At 58.0% G+C, this 19,352-nt stretch carries 18 protein-coding genes; 8 read left to right on the top strand and 10 right to left on the bottom strand.

The genetic code is table 11. From position 1 onward, the window contains the following. The first annotated feature begins 123 nt into the window (after positions 1 to 123). Positions 124 to 450 carry a hypothetical protein gene (locus F0155_RS20175; RefSeq protein ID WP_204934555.1) on the top strand — a complete coding sequence of 109 codons (327 nt, stop codon included), beginning with the start codon at positions 124 to 126 and terminating at the stop codon, positions 448 to 450. A gap of 504 nt (positions 451 to 954) precedes the next feature. On the opposite strand, the gene F0155_RS20170 is transcribed toward F0155_RS20175, so the two are convergent. Further along, complete coding sequence (locus F0155_RS20170; protein ID WP_150526372.1) at positions 955 to 2,427, bottom strand: helicase HerA domain-containing protein; 1,473 nt, start codon at positions 2,425 to 2,427, stop codon at positions 955 to 957. Positions 2,428 to 2,979: 552 nt separating this feature from the next. Here F0155_RS20170 and F0155_RS20165 point away from each other — a divergent pair. Continuing rightward, positions 2,980 to 3,645, top strand: coding sequence for a cupin domain-containing protein (locus F0155_RS20165; protein ID WP_150526371.1), 666 nt, complete (start codon positions 2,980 to 2,982; stop codon positions 3,643 to 3,645). A gap of 146 nt (positions 3,646 to 3,791) precedes the next feature. On the opposite strand, the gene F0155_RS20160 is transcribed toward F0155_RS20165, so the two are convergent. Both F0155_RS20160 and F0155_RS20155 read right to left on the bottom strand, forming a co-directional pair. Beyond that, complete coding sequence (locus tag F0155_RS20160) at positions 3,792 to 4,319, bottom strand: DUF2867 domain-containing protein (RefSeq protein WP_150526370.1); 528 nt, start codon at positions 4,317 to 4,319, stop codon at positions 3,792 to 3,794. A 257-nt stretch (positions 4,320 to 4,576) separates the two neighbouring features. Continuing rightward, positions 4,577 to 5,185 carry a nitroreductase family protein gene (locus F0155_RS20155; RefSeq protein WP_150526369.1) on the bottom strand — a complete coding sequence of 203 codons (609 nt, stop codon included), beginning with the start codon at positions 5,183 to 5,185 and terminating at the stop codon, positions 4,577 to 4,579. Positions 5,186 to 5,514: 329 nt separating this feature from the next. Here F0155_RS20155 and F0155_RS20150 point away from each other — a divergent pair, with 329 nt between their 5' ends. After that, positions 5,515 to 5,916, top strand: a complete 402-nt coding sequence (locus tag F0155_RS20150; protein ID WP_150526368.1) for a VOC family protein — start codon at positions 5,515 to 5,517, stop codon at positions 5,914 to 5,916. A gap of 258 nt (positions 5,917 to 6,174) precedes the next feature. Further along, a complete protein-coding gene (locus F0155_RS20145) occupies positions 6,175 to 7,047 on the top strand; it encodes an EamA family transporter (protein WP_150526367.1) in 873 nt (290 codons plus the stop codon). Between the two features lie 25 nt (positions 7,048 to 7,072). Here the strand turns inward: F0155_RS20145 and F0155_RS20140 are convergent, their stop codons facing one another. The 5 genes from F0155_RS20140 to F0155_RS20120 form a co-directional block, all read right to left on the bottom strand. After that, positions 7,073 to 8,587, bottom strand: coding sequence for a malonate--CoA ligase (locus tag F0155_RS20140; RefSeq protein WP_150526366.1), 1,515 nt, complete (start codon positions 8,585 to 8,587; stop codon positions 7,073 to 7,075). A gap of 3 nt (positions 8,588 to 8,590) precedes the next feature. Then, on the bottom strand, positions 8,591 to 9,949 hold the full coding sequence (locus tag F0155_RS20135) for a malonyl-CoA decarboxylase (RefSeq protein WP_150526365.1): 1,359 nt from the start codon (positions 9,947 to 9,949) through the stop codon (positions 8,591 to 8,593). Then, a complete protein-coding gene (locus tag F0155_RS20130; RefSeq protein ID WP_150526364.1) occupies positions 9,946 to 11,262 on the bottom strand; it encodes a TRAP transporter large permease in 1,317 nt (438 codons plus the stop codon). Before F0155_RS20130 ends, F0155_RS20135 begins: the two co-directional genes overlap by 4 nt. Beyond that, positions 11,259 to 11,744 carry a TRAP transporter small permease subunit gene (locus F0155_RS20125; protein WP_150526363.1) on the bottom strand — a complete coding sequence of 162 codons (486 nt, stop codon included), beginning with the start codon at positions 11,742 to 11,744 and terminating at the stop codon, positions 11,259 to 11,261. Before F0155_RS20125 ends, F0155_RS20130 begins: the two co-directional genes overlap by 4 nt. Positions 11,745 to 11,864: 120 nt before the next feature. Further along, positions 11,865 to 12,866: a TRAP transporter substrate-binding protein gene (locus F0155_RS20120; protein ID WP_150526362.1), complete on the bottom strand. Its 1,002-nt coding sequence runs from the start codon at positions 12,864 to 12,866 to the stop codon at positions 11,865 to 11,867. Positions 12,867 to 13,020: 154 nt separating this feature from the next. On the opposite strand from F0155_RS20120, the gene F0155_RS20115 reads away from it, so the two are divergent. Next, on the top strand, positions 13,021 to 13,704 hold the full coding sequence (locus tag F0155_RS20115; protein WP_204934553.1) for a GntR family transcriptional regulator: 684 nt from the start codon (positions 13,021 to 13,023) through the stop codon (positions 13,702 to 13,704). A gap of 203 nt (positions 13,705 to 13,907) precedes the next feature. Then, positions 13,908 to 14,555, top strand: a complete 648-nt coding sequence (trhA, locus tag F0155_RS20110) for a PAQR family membrane homeostasis protein TrhA (protein ID WP_150526360.1) — start codon at positions 13,908 to 13,910, stop codon at positions 14,553 to 14,555. A gap of 29 nt (positions 14,556 to 14,584) precedes the next feature. Here trhA and F0155_RS20105 read toward each other — a convergent pair whose 3' ends face one another. Further along, entirely contained in the window at positions 14,585 to 15,268 is a 684-nt protein-coding gene (locus tag F0155_RS20105; protein ID WP_150526359.1) for a L,D-transpeptidase, read from the bottom strand. 195 nt (positions 15,269 to 15,463) lie between these two features. On the opposite strand from F0155_RS20105, the gene F0155_RS20100 reads away from it, so the two are divergent. Further along, positions 15,464 to 16,570: a dipeptidase gene (locus F0155_RS20100; RefSeq protein WP_150526381.1), complete on the top strand. Its 1,107-nt coding sequence runs from the start codon at positions 15,464 to 15,466 to the stop codon at positions 16,568 to 16,570. Positions 16,571 to 16,928: 358 nt separating this feature from the next. After that, a complete protein-coding gene (locus F0155_RS20095; RefSeq protein WP_150526358.1) occupies positions 16,929 to 17,642 on the top strand; it encodes a GntR family transcriptional regulator in 714 nt (237 codons plus the stop codon). Positions 17,643 to 17,731: 89 nt separating this feature from the next. Here F0155_RS20095 and F0155_RS20090 read toward each other — a convergent pair whose 3' ends face one another. Beyond that, positions 17,732 to 19,351, bottom strand: coding sequence for an ABC transporter ATP-binding protein (locus tag F0155_RS20090; RefSeq protein ID WP_150526357.1), 1,620 nt, complete (start codon positions 19,349 to 19,351; stop codon positions 17,732 to 17,734). Position 19,352 lies beyond the last annotated feature (1 nt).

Below are 19,352 nucleotides of genomic sequence, written 5' to 3'. Positions count from 1 at the left end.
CTTTCATTCCAGCCTGCCCCATGCAGGAGCCTGCTGCCAGACTCACTTCTTGTTCACATTTGCTGACTATGGTAGGAACAGAACAAGAACATTGAGTGATTCCGGATCAGGAGACAGAGGATCATGACGGCCTTTTTCCCACGCCCGCCAGCGGACCTATTGCCCGAGTTTGCCCGTATGCTTGACCGGACCTGCACACCCGGTACCGCGTCGATCCAGTCGAGCGAACTCGACTTGATGATGCTCTATCTGGAAAAGGCACTTGGACGTGCCATCCGCATCCGGGGCAATGCAACAGCGGGCAGTTATCTTGAACGTGTCCTGCAACGCACGATCAATGGTCTGGAGGCGGAAATCGCCCAGTTGAGATACCTGCTGGCACAAAGGGACTTCGAACCTGCCGTCAGATCCGCCGGACCTTCAACAGAGCGGATGCGACCGGCCATCTGATGGCCGGACCCGCAAACCCGGGCACTTGCAAGTGCCAGATCTGCTGGATCATGTATTCCCCTGCGTGGGGCATGTGATTTTTCCACCGGCCATCGGAAAATTGCCCAGCTACCGACAGCCAAAACTGCGACTACGCATCAAAGTCTACGTATCATGGCATTTTTATCAGTAATGAGCCTGATTGCACAATTCTTCCGCTACGGTATTTTAACGAACTATTAACACTGGGCAATCGAAGCCTAGGGCGTGCGCAGCGGGGCAAGGGACATGGTTTGGCTTCTAGCCAAATATCTTTATATCGGCGGGGTGACTTTTGTCCTGACCGTTTCGATCATTGAGCTGTTGCAACGGCGGAGATTTGACTTCCGAACCTTCGTTGCATCCGTGTTCTGTTCGGTGGCAGCGCCGTTTACTGCCGTAATCCGACTTCTCGGGCGCATTCTGTTCCAACGGAACTAGGCTATCGCGCCATCGTCTGGTTTTTGCGTCAATTTGCCGAGCTCTTCAAGCGGCGGCTTCATCACCGGGTGCGGTTTGCCAGCCGAGATCCGTCAGGGTCACGATCCGGTTTCCCCGCAGGTCGGTCGCGCAAACCAGAAACCCTCTTTCTTCCATATGGCTGAGAAGCCAGCGTGCCCGTCCCGGCGAGCGCGTGCCGTAAGCTGTCGCAATTTCCTGATTGCCCGGACAAGGTGACTTTGCGAGCGCCGCCTTTGCGAGCAACAGGTAAACACCACGCATATCATCCGGCAGCTCGGCCGCGATCAGTTCCGCCTGCTGCCAGGCCCCCTCGTCCACTTCCTCCTTGTCGACACCCGCACGGGCGACAGAGAGCTTTTCTCGGAAAACAGCAAGGTCCGGCGCACCGCCTGCGAGCTTGGCAATCCGGCAGCGGACCTGAAAATCCTGATAGAGCGATGCAATCGGCTGGAAGGCTGCGTCTGGTTCAGCGAGGATTTCGGAGATGATGATCTGGATCTTCTCTTCCCGCTCACCATAATCCAAAAGGTTTTCTGCTGGTTCCACAGCATCGCGTGCTTCCTTGCCCGCCACATCCAGCTGATCAAGAACCTCGCCGGTGGTTGCTGGCTCGGGAATGCGAAACCGCGGTGTGGGCGCCTCCCCCTCGGACGGCGTGAAGATGAGGTCCTTGGCTTCCGCCTTTGGCTGTTCCGGCAAGGGCATCAGTTTCGGGCTGCCACCGCGCCCGGCTGTTTCCACCGTGCCGATTTTCACGGAAATGGGCCGCCTTGAAAGTGCGGGACCAAGGGCAATGAAATGTCCCCGATCAAGATTGCGGAAGGCTTCCGCCTGACGGCGCTCCATGCCGAGAAGGTCTGCAGCGCGAGCCATGTCGATGTCAAGGAACGTGCGCCCCATGAGGAAGTTCGAGGCTTCCGCGGCAACGTTCTTGGCGAGCTTTGCAAGGCGCTGGGTTGCGATGACCCCGGCGAGGCCGCGCTTGCGGCCACGGCACATGAGGTTAGTCATCGCACCAAGGGATCTGCGCCGGGCCTCCTCTGTCACTTCGCCTGCCGCTGCGGGCGCAAAGAGTTGGGCTTCGTCGACGATCACCAGCATAGGATACCAAAGGGATCGGTCAGCATCGAACAAACCGTCAAGGAACGTTGCGGCGGCCTTCATCTGGCGGTCCGCATCCAGACCTTCCAGATTGAGAACGACGGAGACACGGTGCTGGCGCACACGACCGGCAATCATCTGCAGGTCTTTTTCCGTCCCGACGGCATCAACCACCACATGGCCGTATTTTTCGGCCAGGGACACGAAGTCGCCTTCCGGATCAATGATCGCTTGCTGAACCCAGGGAGCGGACTGTTCCAGAAGTCTGCGCAGGAGGTGGGATTTGCCAGAGCCGGAATTGCCCTGAACCAGCAGGCGGGTCGCCAGAAGTTCTTCCAGGTCCATCCCGGCCTTCTGTCCGCCAGCCATGTCTCCCATGTCGATGTGAACCGTCATGCGTCTTCCCGGCCCAGCCAAAGCGGCTTGTCCATTTTCCCATACAAGTTTCGATTGGTTCCGCCACTCAGCACGATTCCCGCCCTAAAGCAAAGGCGGGATTGCCGGTACCCCCGATTTCCAAAGGGCAGAACAGGGGCCAAATCCCGGTGATTGCACGATTTTGCGAGAGTTAACCCCTGTTACCTCTGGTAAATTCCCCCCTCCCATAACATTGTTTTTCGAAAATCGGCCAAATTCCGGTCACGGGTCCGGTTTCATTTCAAAACCACATGAAAGTAAGTATTTTTACTGAAGTTTCGAGCGTTTGCCGGGATTCCTGACGGGTAAGCAGTCAATCGGTCATCCGTAATTTCCATAATATATCAATTGTTGAACTCTGCTCTATCCGGCGCACTTTACCGAAACTTAATAAACAATTACTCCCGCGGCTCGGTGAATTGCTTCAATGTTGCTCCTGTACTGAAGAGCTGGATACGAATTTTGCTCAAAAATGAGCTTCTGAGGGGTGGCGCCCTCGCGTAACAGAACGAACAGTGCAGGAGTAATGCGGTGCAAATTCATGCTGACCTGACAAAAAGAGCTGTAGTCAACACCATCTCCCAGGACTGGGTCCCATCCCCAATGTCCGGTGTGGAAAGCCAGTTATTGGAAAGCGATGATCGAGAGACCGAACGGGCAACAAGCCTCGTCAGATTTGCACCGGGGAGCCGATTTGTGACAGAGACGCATGACATGAGCGAGGAATTCCTCGTTCTCGATGGTGTCTATAGTGACGAAAGAGGCGACTTTCAAAAGGGAATGTATGTCCGCAATCCTCCGGGATCGGAGTTCATTTCCAGCAGTACTCCGGGGGCGATTATCATGGTCAAGCGTCACCGGACACATCCAAAGTACAAACAACAAGTGCACGTGGATACTGAAGACCCAATAGGGTGGCAAATAGGGCGCATCGGCGAAAAGGTCCTCCCCCTCTTCGCTGACAGCCGGGAAACGGTTTCAATGCTGGATTGGGAACCCGGTTGCTCATTTGCCACCCAAACTCTTTCCGGTGGTGCGGAGTATCTCGTTCTGGAAGGCCGTTTTCAGGACGAGGAGAGCAGCTACCCTTCCGGAACATGGCTGCGCCTGCCGGCTGGCTCGCAGCAAACAATTCGCTCAATCAGCGGTGCACGTGTTTGGCGGAAGCTGGGACATCTTATGATCCCGAATGCTTGAACAAGTAACCGAAAGCCTTTCCCCCTGACCGGCCGTGGTTGCGCGACAGCATTATGCTGCCTGAACGGCCTGCGGCGACTCGTTCCAGCTTACCTGGCAGCACGGCGGTCAAAGCGGACCGGAGCCAAAAGACGGGGTCTTGCCATTTAGGTTGTTTCAGCAACGGCCTGGTTCAGAAATGCCGATACGATCCGCTTGTGGAACGGCAAGATGAGCGCGAGATAGAGATGGCCGGCGATGTTGTGGCGCCGGCAGCATGTGGCGGCAAGAACGCGCGGTTCGCCCGATGCGTTTTCCCTTAGAATTGAAACCCGGAAATCCTGATGCCAGTCATCCTCTCCAAGGATAATTTCACCCGCGTCAACATCATAAATCCTGAAGAAACCGATGCGGTCCCCGACGCCGAGTTGGGACCAGTGCGTTTGCGCTGAACGAGCGGCCAGATCGATACCCGTCTTGAGTCCGAAGGGTCGAGCAATTGCATCCCGCAGGTTCATCATGCGCCGAACCCAGGGAAGGTCCGCTGTCAGCACCAAAGTGGCCAATTCCCGAATGTCTGCCGTCTGCAAATCCGATCTCCCGGAAAGGGAAACAGCGAAAACATCAAGGTAGTCGCTGTTCCAGCGATAGGTGTTCAGGAGACTGTGAGACGGGAGCGATGCAGTTACGGCCATGAGGCACCTCGATTACGGTTCACTTCTGGCTAGGCTGTGTGGACGAATTGGCGATGTATTTCGCCGGGAAATTCAGCGTTCAAGATCAGGCCGAGCCGACGCGGGCGATGTGGTGCATCGCCGAGCCGGATTTGCCTTGGTATTGGGCGCCGCCAATTCGTCCTCACAGCCTAGTACGCCCCCTCCCAGTATCACAGGCGCCGATTGTCACAGGTTGAAAAAATCCAATCCTCCATCATGACGCGATCTCGAAGCAACTACCCCTTGAAGCTGCCATTCCAGGCGGTTTCCGACAGAGGTCTGCGCGGACTTGGTTTTTCACGGTCGCGCAAACCATCGGCAAGGGCATTCGGGTCGCCAAGCTTACCTACAGCAAAGGCCATTTCAATCTTGAACCGGTCCGGCACATTCAAGACCTCGCGGATCATTTCGGTTTCTGTCACCGCCATGCCATGGGTGTGGTAACCAAGCATGGTTGCCTGCAAGGCCGCACTGCCCCACGCCGACCCGGTATCGAGCGTATGATAGGCCGACGGTTGATCCGGGCGATCGCCGCTTCCCGGCATGATCGTGTCGGAGACGATGAAGACCAGAGCCGAAGCCGTATGTGCCCACGTCCTGTTGAAGGGCATCAGGAGGTCGATGAATTTTTGAAAATGTGCATCAGACCGGCGGGCGTAGACGAACCGCCACGGCTGGACATTGTAAGCTGACGGAGCCCAACGAGCCGCTTCAAAAATGGTCAGCAAATCCTCTTCCGGCATGTCCTGCGGCACAAAAGACCGAGGCGACCACCGGCTTACAAAAACGGAATCAACGGCATGATCCGTGCGGCGCAAGGACGATTGATCAGGTTGATGGGTCATAACATTTCCTCCTGAATGCACACTGGAGCACGTCTCGTTTTTACTGAATCACTCGACGCGCTCAAAATACTTGATTTGTCGCGTTTCCTAACGGCGAACCGGTGTCCACTTCGCCTGGCAACGCTTTGAACGAACGCGGTGAAATGCAGATAAGGTTCATTTATCTTTATTTCAAGATACTTTTCTTCGAGATTTTTAACCCTCAGGCCCTTGCCCCAAGAATGACTGATATGCCCATGGTGCAGGCTGGACAATACGCAGACCAATGGATATGCCCTAAAGGCACCTTTCCATGGGCCTCGCCCCTTCATTCATTTTGAGACAGACAAATGGCCGAAACTTCGGGACTTAATCATCTTGGACTTTCCGTAATGAACCTTGATGCAACGACAGAGTTCTTCGTTACGGTCCTGAACTGGGAAGAAACGGCGCGAGATGACAGCTACCCGCGCAATTCGATTACCGATGGGAGCCTGCGCCTGACGCTCTGGCAGGTAGACCACAGCGCTCCAATCAACGGATTTGACCGCCGGGCAAATGTCGGCCTGCACCATCTGGCTCTGACGGTTGATACCGAGACTGATCTGAACACGCTTGCACAGCGCATTTCCAGCTGGCCGGGCGTTGTCGTGGACTTCATGCCGGAGCTTATGGGACGTGGCCCGCGCAAACACATGATGTTTCGCGAACCGGGCGGCATTCGGGTTGAGCTCACCTGGCCCGGACAGTGACGACTACATGTCGCCTTTAGGGAAGTTTGGCCTTGCGGCGAGCCGATTTGACTAATTAGACTGCTAACATTCGACTGAGTGGCAACTAGGGTTCCGGGGTCACATCAACGGAAAACCGATCGGATCAGATGGGATTTCCGGACTTGCTGGACCGAGCGTTGCAGAAACCGCGGGAGTTCTGCGGCTGCACCCAAGGGATAAAAGCCCAGGGGAGGAGACGTCGAGATCAACCACGCCTTGGCGTATAAGGAGATCTCAATGACGGTTACCTCGCTGCTGCTCGTTATTCTGGCAGCCCTTATTCACGCGTCCTGGAACCTGATGGCCAAGAAGGCCGCCAATGTCGGGGCTGTTTTCGTCTTTGCCTACAATCTGGTCTGCGGTGTCGTCTATGCGCCCTGGGTCATCTATCTGCTGGTGACCGACAGCATTACCTGGACCATGGAAACAGTCGGCTTTGTACTCGCAAGTGGTCTGATCCATCTGGCCTACAGCCTTTGCCTGCAACGGGGATACAGGGTCGCCGACCTTTCGGTGGTCTACCCGATTGCCCGCGGCACCGGCCCGATGCTCTCCACAATCGGCGCCTTCATCATCCTTCAGGAATCGCCCAGCCTGACCGGCATTGCCGGCCTGATCCTTGTGGTATCCGGCATTCTCCTGATCGCCACGCAAGGCAACCTGACCGCGTTCCGCAAACCAGAAGGCATGGCCGGGGTGCGCTGGGGAACGCTGACCGGCGGTCTTATCGCGACCTATACCGTGGTTGATGCCTATTCGGTGAAAATGCTCGGCATTGCGCCGGTGGTCCTCGACTGGTTTTCCAATCTCCTGCGCTTCTTCCTGTTGTTGCCGCTGGTGCTTGCCAATCCGCGCCGGGCGGTTGAGTCCATGCGCGGATATTGGTGGCACGCGATCGGAGTGGGTGTTCTCTCACCCCTCTCCTACATTCTGGTGCTTTATGCCCTGTCCACCGGAGCCCCGCTGAGCCTTGTCGCCCCCATGCGTGAATCCTCCATGATGGTCGGCGCTCTCATGGGGATGCTGATCCTGCGCGAGCAGGTCGGCTTCTGGCGGCTGATCGGCTGCGCGGTCCTCGTCAGCGGCGTCATCCTCCTGTCGCAGTCGTGACCGCGACAGGGTCGTTCGATGCGGATTATCCGGCCAGGGCGTCCTTGTAGGTCTCTCTGAGCGCCACTTTCTGGATCTTGCCCATGGTGTTGCGCGGCAGGGCATCGAGGAAAACAACCTTTTTGGGCTGTTTGAAACGGGCGAGCTTGTCCTTCAGCTCGGCAATCACCTCGTCCTCACTGAGCGCACTGCCTGCACGGCAGGCAATCACGGCCACGACCCCTTCGCCGAAATCGGGATGCGGAACGCCAATGACCGCGCTTTCCGCCACGCCCTGAATTTCGTCAATGGCGGTCTCCACTTCTGCGGGATAGATGTTGAAGCCACCGGAAATGATCAGGTCCTTGGAGCGTCCAACGATCTGGACATAGCCCTTCTCGTCGATGCGTCCCATATCGCCGGTGATGAAAAAGCCGTCCGCCCGGAACTCCTCGGCTGTCTTTTCCGGCATGCGCCAGTATCCCTGAAAGACGTTCGGTCCCTTCACCTCGATGATACCGACATCGCCATCCGGCACTTCCCGGCCCGTGACCGGATCGGCAATGCGCAGCCCGACGCCCGGCAGGTGATGCCCGACAGTGCCCGCCCGCCGTTCGCCCTCATAGGGATTGGACGTGTTCATGTTCGTTTCGGTCATGCCATAGCGTTCCAGGATGGCGTGGCCGGTGCGCTCGGAAAACTCCTTGTGCGTTTCAGCCGACAATGGCGCCGAACCGGAAATGAACAGACGCATATGCTTGACCAGATCGCGGGTGAAGGCCTCTGCCCCCAGCAGGCGGGTGTAGAATGTTGGCACCCCCATCATGCTGCTGGCGCGCGGCAGAAGGCGCAAGACGGCATCAAGATCGAATTTCGGCAGGAACAGCATCGAGCCGCCGGCAAAGAGCGTCACGTTGGTTGCCACGAACAGACCGTGCGTGTGGAAAATCGGCAGGGCATGCAGCAGCACATCATCGGCAGTAAAGCGCCAATACTCGACCAGTGTTCGTGCGTTGGAAGCAAGGTTCTCGTGGCTGAGCATGGCCCCTTTGGAGCGACCTGTGGTGCCGGACGTATAGAGAATGGCGGCAAGGTCATCATCAAGGCGGGCGACGTCTTCGAACTCGGCTGCTGCGTTCCCGGCAAGTGTGCTCAAACTCCCCTGCCCGCTGGCATCCAGCGTTTGAAGCTTCGCGCCAACCTTGTCTGCCGTTGCCTGAAGCGCATCCTGTTTGCCCGGATCGCAGACCAATACGGCAGGCTCCGCGTCGCTGACAAAATAATCGATCTCGGCGGCAGTGTAAGCCGTGTTGAGCGGCAGAAACACGGCCCCTGCCCGCACGGTTCCCAGATACAGCATCAGGGCTTCCGGCGTTTTTTCCACCTGCACGGCGACCCGGTCACCAGCCTGAACGCCCAATCCGGTCAGCGCATTGGCATATTGGGCCGACAAGGCCAGCATGTCCGCAAAGCTGATCGCTCGACCCGCTTCGGTTTCCAGAAAGGTTTTCGACGGATCGGCGATGCGGGACCGGATTTCTGCAAACAAATGGTTGGACATCAATCAACTCGCGGCAAGGACAGGTTTGGGTTCGGGCACGGAGCGCGCCAGTTTCAACACGGCACTGCTGGCGGCGACCTCTCCGGTCGCAGCATATGATTCGTGATTTTTCTCGATATAGCGCAGGTCGTAAAGGTAGTTGACCATCAGGCCATGGGCCTGTGACAGGCCGTTTCTCGAGCGGTCGCCGAGCCAGTTCACACGCTCCAGCCGCGCGCCGTTTCCAATGTGGAACCGGGCGACCGGATCAAGGGTCCGGCCCTTGCCATCCTTGCCCCGCGCCAGATAGTGCGCACAAAGGGGAACCAGCGCATGTTCCAGTTGCCTTTCGGCATCGGGATTTCCGGCCCAATCATCGCTGGCAAGCAGGCCACGATCCACCTCATCCAGATGCGCTGCAATCGGGGACTTGACGTCGGACAGTTCCTTTTTCAGCCAGCGCGCAAAACCGGGGACCGGCGACAGGGTTACAAAGGTCTTCAGCGCCGGAAGTTCCCGGCGCAGTTCCTCCACCACCTGCTTGATCAGGAAATTGCCGAAGGAAATGCCCCGCAGCCCCTTTTGGCAATTGGAAATGGAGTAAAAGACGGCAGTCGTTGCCTCGCTGGCGGCAAGTTCCGATCGCTCCTCGGTCAGAATGGGCGCGATGGCAGACGGGATTTCCCGTGTCAGCGCCACTTCGACAAATATCAGCAGATCATCCACCAGCGCAGGATGGAAAAACGCATAAAGGCGTCGGTCTTCCAGACTGATCCGCCGCCTGAGGTCATCCCAACCGGTGATCTCGTGTACCGCCTCATACTTGATGATCTTTTCGAGGATGGCGGCCGGGGTCGACCAGTCGATCCGCCGCATGACAAGAAAACCCCGATTGAACCACGAGGAAAACAGGTGTTCGAAATCCTGGTCGACTTCACGCAGCTCGGGATTGTCCTTCAAGAGGTCCAGAAGATCGGAGCGAATGTCGACAAGGGCCCGCGTTCCGCCGGGAGCAAGGTTCAAACGGCGGATCAGCTCCTGACGCTTTGGCTCAGACACCTGATGCAGGTGGCGCAGGGCCGCGCTGTCCTTCGGCTTGTCCTGCAGCCTGGCAATGGCGGTTTCCACCGCCTTGGCATCAACACCAAACCGCTCTCGCAAGGCCTTGAAGAAGGCCAGCCTGTCGCCCTTGCCCAGACGCCTGTATTCGCACAGAACCTCTTCGGCAATCGCGACACCGGAGGCTTCACCGCGCCCTGACAACAAGGCCTCGCAGAGATCAAGCAGGGGCTCGTCACTCGAGCGGTTCAGCCGCGCTTCCAGCAGCGCCCGCCCCTGTTCGGTGATCGACGTCAGCAACTCGCCGAAGAAGCTCGTGTTCATATGGCCCTACCCATGATCAGTTCCGGAAGTCCCGTCGCAATTTGCGGGAACAGGCACAGGAGCACGATTCCCACCACCATGCACAGGACATATGGGATCGACCCACGCAGAATTTCACCGAGAGTGATCTGCGGCGCAATGCCGTTGATGACATACAGGTTGAGACCAACGGGCGGCGTGATCAGGCCGATTTCCATGTTGATGGTCAGGACGACAGCGAACCAGTAGGGATCGAAACCGGCCTGCAGGATGATCGGCAGCAGGATCGGAGCGGTCATCAGGATCACGGCAACCGGCGGCAGGAAGAACCCGGCAAAGAGCAGGAAGACGTTGATCAGACCCATCAGAACCCAGCGGTTCACATCCAGCGCGGCAATCCATTCAGCGATGGACTGGGTGATGAACATGGACGACAGGGTGAAGGAAAACAGCTCGGACGCCCCGATGATCATCATGATCATCACGCTTTCCTTCAATGTATCGCGGAACATGTCCGTGACCTTGGACACGCTCCACATACGGTAGATGACGATTGCCAGAATAATGCAGAACAGGGCACCAACACCGGAGGCCTCGGAGGGCGTGGCCACTCCTCCGTACAGTACAAACAGGATGGCGACGATGATCGCCAGGAACGGAAGGATCCGAGGCAGTGCTGCAAACCGTTCGGCCATGGAGTAGCGGCGAGTGACTTCAGAAAGACCAATGCCACGGCGACGGCAATCATACACCGTCCAGACCATGAACAGGATCGTCAGCATCACGCCCGGCAACAGTCCGGCCAGAAAAAGTCGCCCGATCGAGGTCTCCGTCGCAATGCCATAGACAATCATGGTGATCGACGGGGGAATGAGAATGCCGAGCGTTCCGCCTGCGGCAATGGACCCGGCGGCGATCTCGTTCGGATAACCGCGCTTGGTCATTTCCGGAATGCCCATCTTGCCAATGGCGGCGCAGGTGGCGGGCGATGATCCGGACAAGGCGGAAAAGATGGAACAGGCTCCAAGGTTCGACAGCACCAGCCCACCGGGAACCCGGTTCAGCCAGCGATCGAGCGCCTCGTAAAGATCCTTTCCTGCAGGAGAAGACGCAACGGCCGCCCCCATGAGGATGAACATCGGGATCGAGACAAGTCCGAAATTCGCCAGCCCGCCAAAGAAGCTTTCGCCGAGAATGGACAAACTTCCGGGACCATCGACGATAATCAGCGCGGCGATGGAGACAAAGCCAAGGGCAAAGGCGATCGGTGTGCCGATCCCCAAAAGGGCCAGCAGGGCAAGAAGGACAAGCAGTCCGGATACAAGAGGGCTCATGCCTCGTCCCTCCAGATTTTCGCAAGTTCGGCGATGTATTGAAGTGTCATGAGGCCGACGCCAAGCGGCAGCGGCAGCAGCGGAATCCAGAGCGGCAGTGCCCAGACCGTGTCCGTGGTCCAGCCATAGGACCAGGCTTCTTCAAAATAGACCGAGCCCGACCAGGCCAGCAGCGCGCAAAAGCCGAGCCCGAATGCACCGGCCAGCGACTTCATTGCCTTTCGCATCGTGCCATGGGTGGCCTGCTGGAGCAGGTCGACATTCACATGTCCCTTCTCCATCAACACGAAGGGCGAGGCCAGAAAGGTCATGGCAACGAGCGAGTAGATGACAAACTCGGTTTGCCAGACGGTCGAGGCATTCAGGAAATAGCGCAGCACGACCATCTGGGTGACAACAAGGATGGCGGCAGCAAGAAGCAAAAGGGAAACGACGGCAAAGAAACGCGAAAGCGCGGATACCAGTCGGATATAGCCAGTCATGCAACAGGTCCCGAGGCAAACAGGGGGCGCAACGTGCCGAGACCCCGGCACGATGGCAGACAGGATGAAACGTGAGGAACGAGGCTTCGGCGAATGCCCGCCGAAGCCCTCAAACTTGGCCTATTCGACGGCGAGTGCCTTGTCGATCAGGGCCTGACCGCCTTCAACCTTCTCGGCGAAATTCTTGTAGGAGGTCTCCTTGGCGATCGCGAGCCAGGCGTTGTAGTTGTCGGCGGACATCTCAACCACTTCGACGCCAGCCTTCTGGAACGCATCGACCATCTTGTCGTCAAGACCAGCCGCTTCGCCGGAGAAGTAGTCTTCGGCGATCTTGGACGCTGCCATCAGAGCATCCTGCTGCTCCTTGTTGAGCTTGTCCCAAGAGCGCTTGGACATGAGGATCGGCTCGTACATGAACCACAGGGCGTTTGCGCCGGGCTTGGTCAAGCAGGTTGTCTGCTCGAAAATCCGGTAGGACACGAACGAGCCGGAAGATGTGTTGGCCGCGTCAAGAACGCCGGTCTGGAGGCCGGTGTAAATCTCGGATGACGGCATGGAGGCGATGGAGCCGCCTGCCCCGACCAGCATTTCCTCAAAGGCCGGACCGGCGGCGCGGGTCACCTGCCCCTGCATGGTTTCCGGGCTGGTGATGCACTGCTTGCGGGAAGCAAATCCACCAGCGAGCCACGCATCAGCCAGCACCACAACACCCGCATCATTGATGACCGCCTTGATGTCATCCATGAAGGGCGAGGTGTTCAGACGGCGGGCGCGCTCGTGATTGCGGACAAGACCGGGCATGAGGGTTGCGGAGAACTCCGGATGACGACCGGACGCATAGTCCAGCGGGAAAGCGGAGATATCCAGCTGCCCCTTGGTCATGGCGCCCCACTGTTCCTTTGCCTTGAACAGGGACTGACCCGGATAGACCTGAATCTTCAGGCCGACATTGGCCTTTTCCACCTCGCGCGCAAGGATCTGCACCATTTCGTCGCGCACATCGCCCTTGCCGCCCGGCCACTGATGCGAGGCTTTCAAGGTGACATCTGCGAGAGCGGAAATCGGGCTGATTGCAAGCGTCATTACGCCCGCCAGCAACGCGGACTTTGCCAAGAACTTCATCTTTTTCCTCCCAAAGGACGCAAGGCCGGTTCCCGGCCAGCCTGTCGCGTCATTGACGGTTTACGTCGGGGCTCAGGTAATCACAGCTTCCGCATGCGAGTCAATCTTTTTTGTATACAAGATTTTTCATTTCGCATAATCTCAGACCATGAACATGACACTCACCCCTGTTCGGCGGGCGGAAAGCCTGCGCGAAAGTCTGGAAGGCGACATCGCCACAGGCCTCTATCCGGCAGGCACACGGCTGGATGAAGTGAAGCTTGCCAGCCGCTTTGGCGTGTCGCGCACCCCCATCCGGGAAGCCTTGATCGAGTTGGCGGCGTCTGGTCTGGTCGAAATCCGGCCGCGGCGCGGTGCCTTCGTGCGGGAAATCAGCATTCCCCGGCTTGTGGAGATGTTCGAGGTGATGGCGGAGTACGAGGCCATGTGCGGCAGGCTGGCCGCGCGCCGGATCACACCGGAAGAGCTGGTCGCGCTGCAAACCGCGCATGAAGCCTGCCAGAATGCAGAAACTGCCGGAGATCCGGACGGCTATTTCCACGCAAACCAGACGTTTCACGAAGCGATCTACCTTGCCAGCCATAACGGCTTCCTCGCCGAGCAGGCCAGCGGCCTCAGCAATCGGCTGAAGGCCTATCGCCGCCTGCAGCTGCGGGTGCGCAACCGGGTTGCCTCCTCACTTGCCGAACATCAGGCCATTGTTGACGCCATTGCATCGGGGGACAGTGAAGCCGCCGCCACCGCCTTGCGCCAGCACGTCCTTATCCAGGGCGAACGCTTCAACGACTTCGTTTCTCAGGTGTCCCGCCATCAGGGGGCCGGTGGTTCTTCAGGCTGAATCCTGAGGCTTTCCACAACAGACAAGCCGTTGTTATCATTGCACCTCCGGCAGATATGCAGCAAATGCGGCTGCCATGATTGCGTTTGTCATAAAACTCAGCGCAACAGACCATTAACTTCGTTGAGTCACCCTTTTGGGATGGGGCGTGACTGTTTGGGTACCCAGCGCCCCCTTCCCGTTCTCAACGAAGGGAGTCCACCATGGACCGAACCCAAACGCTTGCCGAATACATAGCTGACGGCGCCGTTCATGTGATCGGTATCGGGCTAGGTTTGGCCGCCACAATCACATTGGCGTCTATTGTCTGGAACAGCCCCGATTTCGGTCGTCAGACGAGCGTCCTGATCTATGCAGGATGCCTCATGACGATGCTGGTGTGCTCAGCCAGCTACAACATGCTGGCCAAGGACTACAAGACCAGCTTTCTGAGACGGCTGGACCACGCCGCCATTTTCCTGATGATCGGGGGAACCTACACGCCGCTTGCCGCGATGGTCATCGGCGGCTGGACCGGTAGCATCCTGCTCGCCGTGGTCTGGACTGGAGCACTGGTCGGAGCGGGTCTGAAACTTCTGGCAAGCAAGGAACTTGACCGGATAACAGTTCCGATCTGCCTCGGCCTTGGCTGGATCGTTGTCTTTGCAATTCAGCCGCTGTCTGAAAATGCCACCGAGTTCGGGTTCTGGATGATTGTTACAGGTGGCCTGCTCTATACGGTCGGCACCGTATTCTACGCCTGGAAGAAGCTGCCCTTCCAGAATGCCATCTGGCACGTGTTTGTTCTGGGCGCGGCCATCTGCCATTTTGCAGCTGTCTTGAACGATGTGGCCATGTTCAAGGTGGCCTGACCTTCTTTCGTCAGGCCACGGGAAGACGCCTAGCTCTCTTCCTCGCCCTTGCTCAGGACGATCACCTTGGTGCGCAGCGGGACACGCTCGAACAGGTCGATGACATCCTGTTGCCACATGCGGATACACCCTGACGACACGCTTTTGCCGATGCTGTCCGGCTGGTTGGTGCCGTGAATGCGGAAAAGGGTGTCGCGGGAGCCTTGCCAAAGGTCCATTGCACGAGCGCCCAGCGGGTTTTTCAATCCCGGCGGGAAGCCATCGACCCAGTATTTCTCAAGTGACGGCTTGCGCTCGATCATTTCCCGTGGAGGGCGCCAGAGCGGATGTTCACGCTTGACGCGGATCTGCGCCTCGCCAGACCAGGCAAAGCCGGCCTTGCCAACGCCAATGCCGTAGCGAAGCGCCGTCTTGTTGGACAGGGTCCAGTAGAGAAAGTTGTGATACGGGTCGACGATGATGGTGCCCGGATTTTCCCGAGACCGGTAGTCGACCACCTGCCGCCAGAACTTCTGGTCAAAGGACTTGTAGTTGATCGCAGGCCAGGTGAACTCGCCATCCTCAAGCGCAGCATAGGCCGCGTCATAATCGAAGCTCTCGTCCGGAAGCGGAGGCTGACCGGGCAATCCGACCGAAACACATCCGGACATTGCCAGGCCAAGGCCCGAAATTCCGGCAATCACGAAACTGCGCCGTGTTAGTCCCTGTTCCACGCTGTCACCTTACCCGTCTGCTTCGGACGCCTCGGTCCGCTTGATGCAACATCGGCATCTTCAGCCGCAATTGCTTATCGCTTTCCCCAGCGTCCCCGCAAGGGGGTGCCAAACTTTTTGCAACTCCTTAATTCCGGATGGAGTTAGCTGTTTGCGATGGCACAACCATATGTTAGAGCCAATCTCGTCCAATTGATGACGCTCCTTGTGATTGAGGATCATCCCTTGCCTTCCGGTACTCCCGCGCATTCAATTCCCGTATTCGACGGCCATAACGATTCCCTGCTCAAACTGGAAACACTGGCCGGGACGCCCCGCGAGCGGGATTTTTTAGACCGATCGGATCAGGGCCATATCGACCTGCCGCGGGCAAGGGAAGGCAATTTTGCAGGCGGCCTGTTTGCCGCCTTCGTTCCCTCGAACATCGATTACGATTTCACAACGCCGTTCAACCCGAATGATCCGCGCAATTATGCGCAAGTGCCTCAGCCCGACGCCCTGAACTTCACACTGCGTCTGTTTGCACGTGCGCAGAGGCTGGAACGGACCTCCAAGAGCCAGATCCGGATCTGTCGATCTGTTGCGGAACTCCGGGCGGCCATGGCAGCCGGCCAACTTGCCATGAGCCTTCACATCGAAGGGGCGGAGGCGATTGACACGGACTTCAACGCACTGGAAGTCCTTCACGCAGCAGGCCTTCGCTCGCTAGGCATTGTGTGGAGCAGGCCCAATGCCTTTGGACATGGCGTGCCCATGGCCTTCCCTTCGTCTCCCGACACGGGCCCCGGCCTGACGGATGCCGGAAAGGCGCTCGTGAAAGCCTCCAACGAATTGGGCATCTTGATCGATCTGTCGCATCTGACGGAAAAAGGCTTCTGGGATGTTGCAAGGCACAGCAACGCCCCGCTCGTTGCCAGCCATTCCAATGCCCATGCCCTGTGCCCCTCGGCCCGCAACCTCACAGACAAGCAACTGGATGCCATTCGCGAGAGCGGTGGACTTGTCGGCCTGAACTTTCAGGTGTCCTTCCTTCGGGAAGACGGTGGTTATGCGCGCCAAACTCCGATGGATGTCGCCGTGCGCCATATCTCACATCTTGTCGAGAGGCTCGGCGAAGACGGCGTGGGAATCGGTTCAGACTTCGATGGATGCAGTCCGCCGGACTGTTTGAGAGATGTTTCCTGCTTGCCTGATCTGGTTCAGGCGCTGCTTGACGCAGGGTTCGGAACAGAATTGGTCCAAAAGATAGCCTTTGACAACTGGTTGAACGTATTGGACCGCACGAATCCAATACCAATCTAAAACCCCTCACGAGATTGTGATCTTACAACTCTATGTTGCTGAGTGATTAAGGTTTCTTGTCACGCTAGCCTGTTTTTACGGCAGTTTTGCCGTTCTGAAAAATGACGAGGGGCTTACAGACAGCAAGGGGATTCTGGAGGAACGAACTCCAGACAGCAATACGACTAAAGGTTGCATTCCGTCCTATTGCTTCATTTCCTGCAAAGCTGCAGAAGCTTCAAGTCAGAGAGTTTGGTGCACGACCCATCTGCCCACACAAAAAGACCAGAAGGTCTTGGGCCGTTCTCCCCGCCTGACTGCATCCTGCAGCAGGCGGGCGTCATCCAATCAACGTGTGCCCAACAGGGGCTTTTGATACATGCAGCACGCCAGCGCAATCGCTGACCTTCGGTGGTCGAGATATGACGACCACCCCAAGACAAAAAAATCGAATGCTGTCTATGAATCCCTCAAACGCCTGATAGTCATTGGCGACCTCACACCAGCAAGCTCCATCACCGAACAGGCACTGGCCCGGGATTACGATTGCTCGCAGAGCACGGTCCGCGAGGCTCTGCTGCGCCTTCAGGAAGACGGGCTGGTTCTAAGGCATGGCTATCGCGGAACGGCGGTAACCGAAGCCACCGACGAGGAAACGGCGCTGATGCTGCGGCTGCGGCTCAGCATTGAGCTAAGTGCGCTGGAACAGGTCGTGGCCAACATCACTCCCGACCGGATCGCTGATCTTCGGGTGATCGCCGATCTCTATGACGAGCGGCGGGCCGTACGCGACCTTTACGGCGTCTCGGAAGCCGATATCGCCTTTCACATGACATTGCATCAGGTCGCAAACATGCCCGTGGTGGAGCCCATCTTGCAGCGCTCCATCATTCACGTGCATCGCTTCCTTTTGACACGGCACCGACCCAACCTCGTCTGGATCAAGGAAATCGAGGCATCCCACTCTGCCCTTCTGGATGCCATCGAGGCGGGTGACTACGAGGCCGCCAAGGATCTTACCTATCGCCACACCACGACCAGCACGATCGAGGTCGATCCGGTCATTCGCCAACGCCTTGTCGGCGCTCTTTGACCGTCTGAGGTGACACTCGGGGAATTGAAAAAGGGCGGCTCAAGGCCGCCCTTTACGCATTTCGCACCCTGTCCTAGTCGACCGGGTTGTCAGGCGCTTGCCTTGAGCTGGTTCTGCGTGAACATCGCCGCGCCAATCAGCTTCTTCGTGTAGGCGTTTTGCGGGTTCTGGAAGATATCTTCCGTCGGCCCGGCCTCGATCACCTTGCCTGTCTTCATCACCATCACCGTATCGGCAATCGCTCGAACGACAGCCAGATCGTGGCTGATGAAGAGATAAGTCAAGCCATGCGCAGACTGTAGCTCGCGGAGAAGCTCGACAATCTGCTTCTGGATCGTCCGGTCGAGCGCGGAAGTCGGCTCGTCGAGAACCACCAGCTCAGGCTTCAGCACCATGGTCCGCGCGATGGCGATACGCTGACGCTGACCGCCGGAGAACTCGTGCGGATAACGGTTGCGCACGCTCGGATCGAGGGAAACCTCTTCCAGAGCCTGACAAGCCCGATCATCGCGGTCCTTCGCCGTCAGCGATGGCTCATGCACCAGAAGGCCTTCGGAGATGATCTGGCCAACTGTAAGACGCGGGCTCAGCGAGCCGAACGGGTCCTGGAAGACCAGCTGCATGTTCCGGCGCAGCTTCTGCATCTGCGCACGGGTCTTGCCGGTGATCAGCTCGCCATTATAGACGACCCGACCCGTTGCAGGCAGCAGGTTCAGGACCGCACGCCCCAGAGTGGACTTGCCCGATCCGCTCTCCCCCACGATGCCAAGCGTCTGTCCCTTTCTCAGGAACAGGCTGACATCGTCGACCGCACGCAGGATATGCGCGGGCTTGAGGAAGCCCGGATCCAGCACGAACTCCACATTCACCTTCTGAACTTCCAGAAGCGGCTTTGCACTGTCCGGTACCGGCGCCTTTGACCCGGTCGGTTCTGCATCGAGCAACATGCGGGTATAGGGGTGCTGCGGGTTGGTGAAGATTTCCGCCGTCTTGCCGCTTTCCACGACCTCGCCGGTCTTCATCACGTAAACGCGGTCGGAGATCTGGCGAACGATACCAAGGTCATGGGTGATGAAGATCACCGCCATGCCGAGGCGCTTTTGCAGGTCCGCGAGAAGATCGAGGATCTGCGCCTGCGTGGTCACATCCAGCGCCGTTGTCGGCTCGTCGGCAATCAGGACATCCGGATCGTTGGCAAGCGCCATGGCGATCATCACACGCTGACGCTGGCCGCCGGACATCTCATACGGATACGCATTGATCTTGCGCTCTGGCTCGGGAATGTTCACCAGCTTGAGCAGATCCAGCGCCTTGGCCATCGCCGCCTTCCAGGAAAGGCCACCATGCACCACCATCGGCTCCGCCAGCTGGCGACCGATCGTGTAGAGCGGATCGAGCGAGGTCATCGGCTCCTGGAAGATCATGGTGATCTTCTTGCCGCGCACCTTGTTCAGCTCTCGGATCGACAGGCCGAGAATGTTGCGCCCTTCATAGTCGACGACGCCATCTGTCCGCCCGTTGGAAGCCAGAAGCCCCATCGCGGCCATCATGGTCTGGCTTTTGCCGGACCCGCTTTCGCCCACGATTGCAACCGTTTCGCCAGCCTTGACGTGAATGTCGACACCGCGCACGGCCTCAACGACCCCTGTCGGGGTGTCGAAGTTGACCTTGAGGCCCTGGATGTCGAGGACTGTCTTTTTCGTTTCCATG

It is taken from the genome of Roseibium sediminis (assembly GCF_008711325.1).
GTDB lineage: Bacteria > Pseudomonadota > Alphaproteobacteria > Rhizobiales > Stappiaceae > Roseibium > Roseibium sediminis.
The sequence above is the reverse complement of the archived record's forward strand: the minus strand, read 5'-3'. Positions and strand labels throughout refer to the sequence as shown.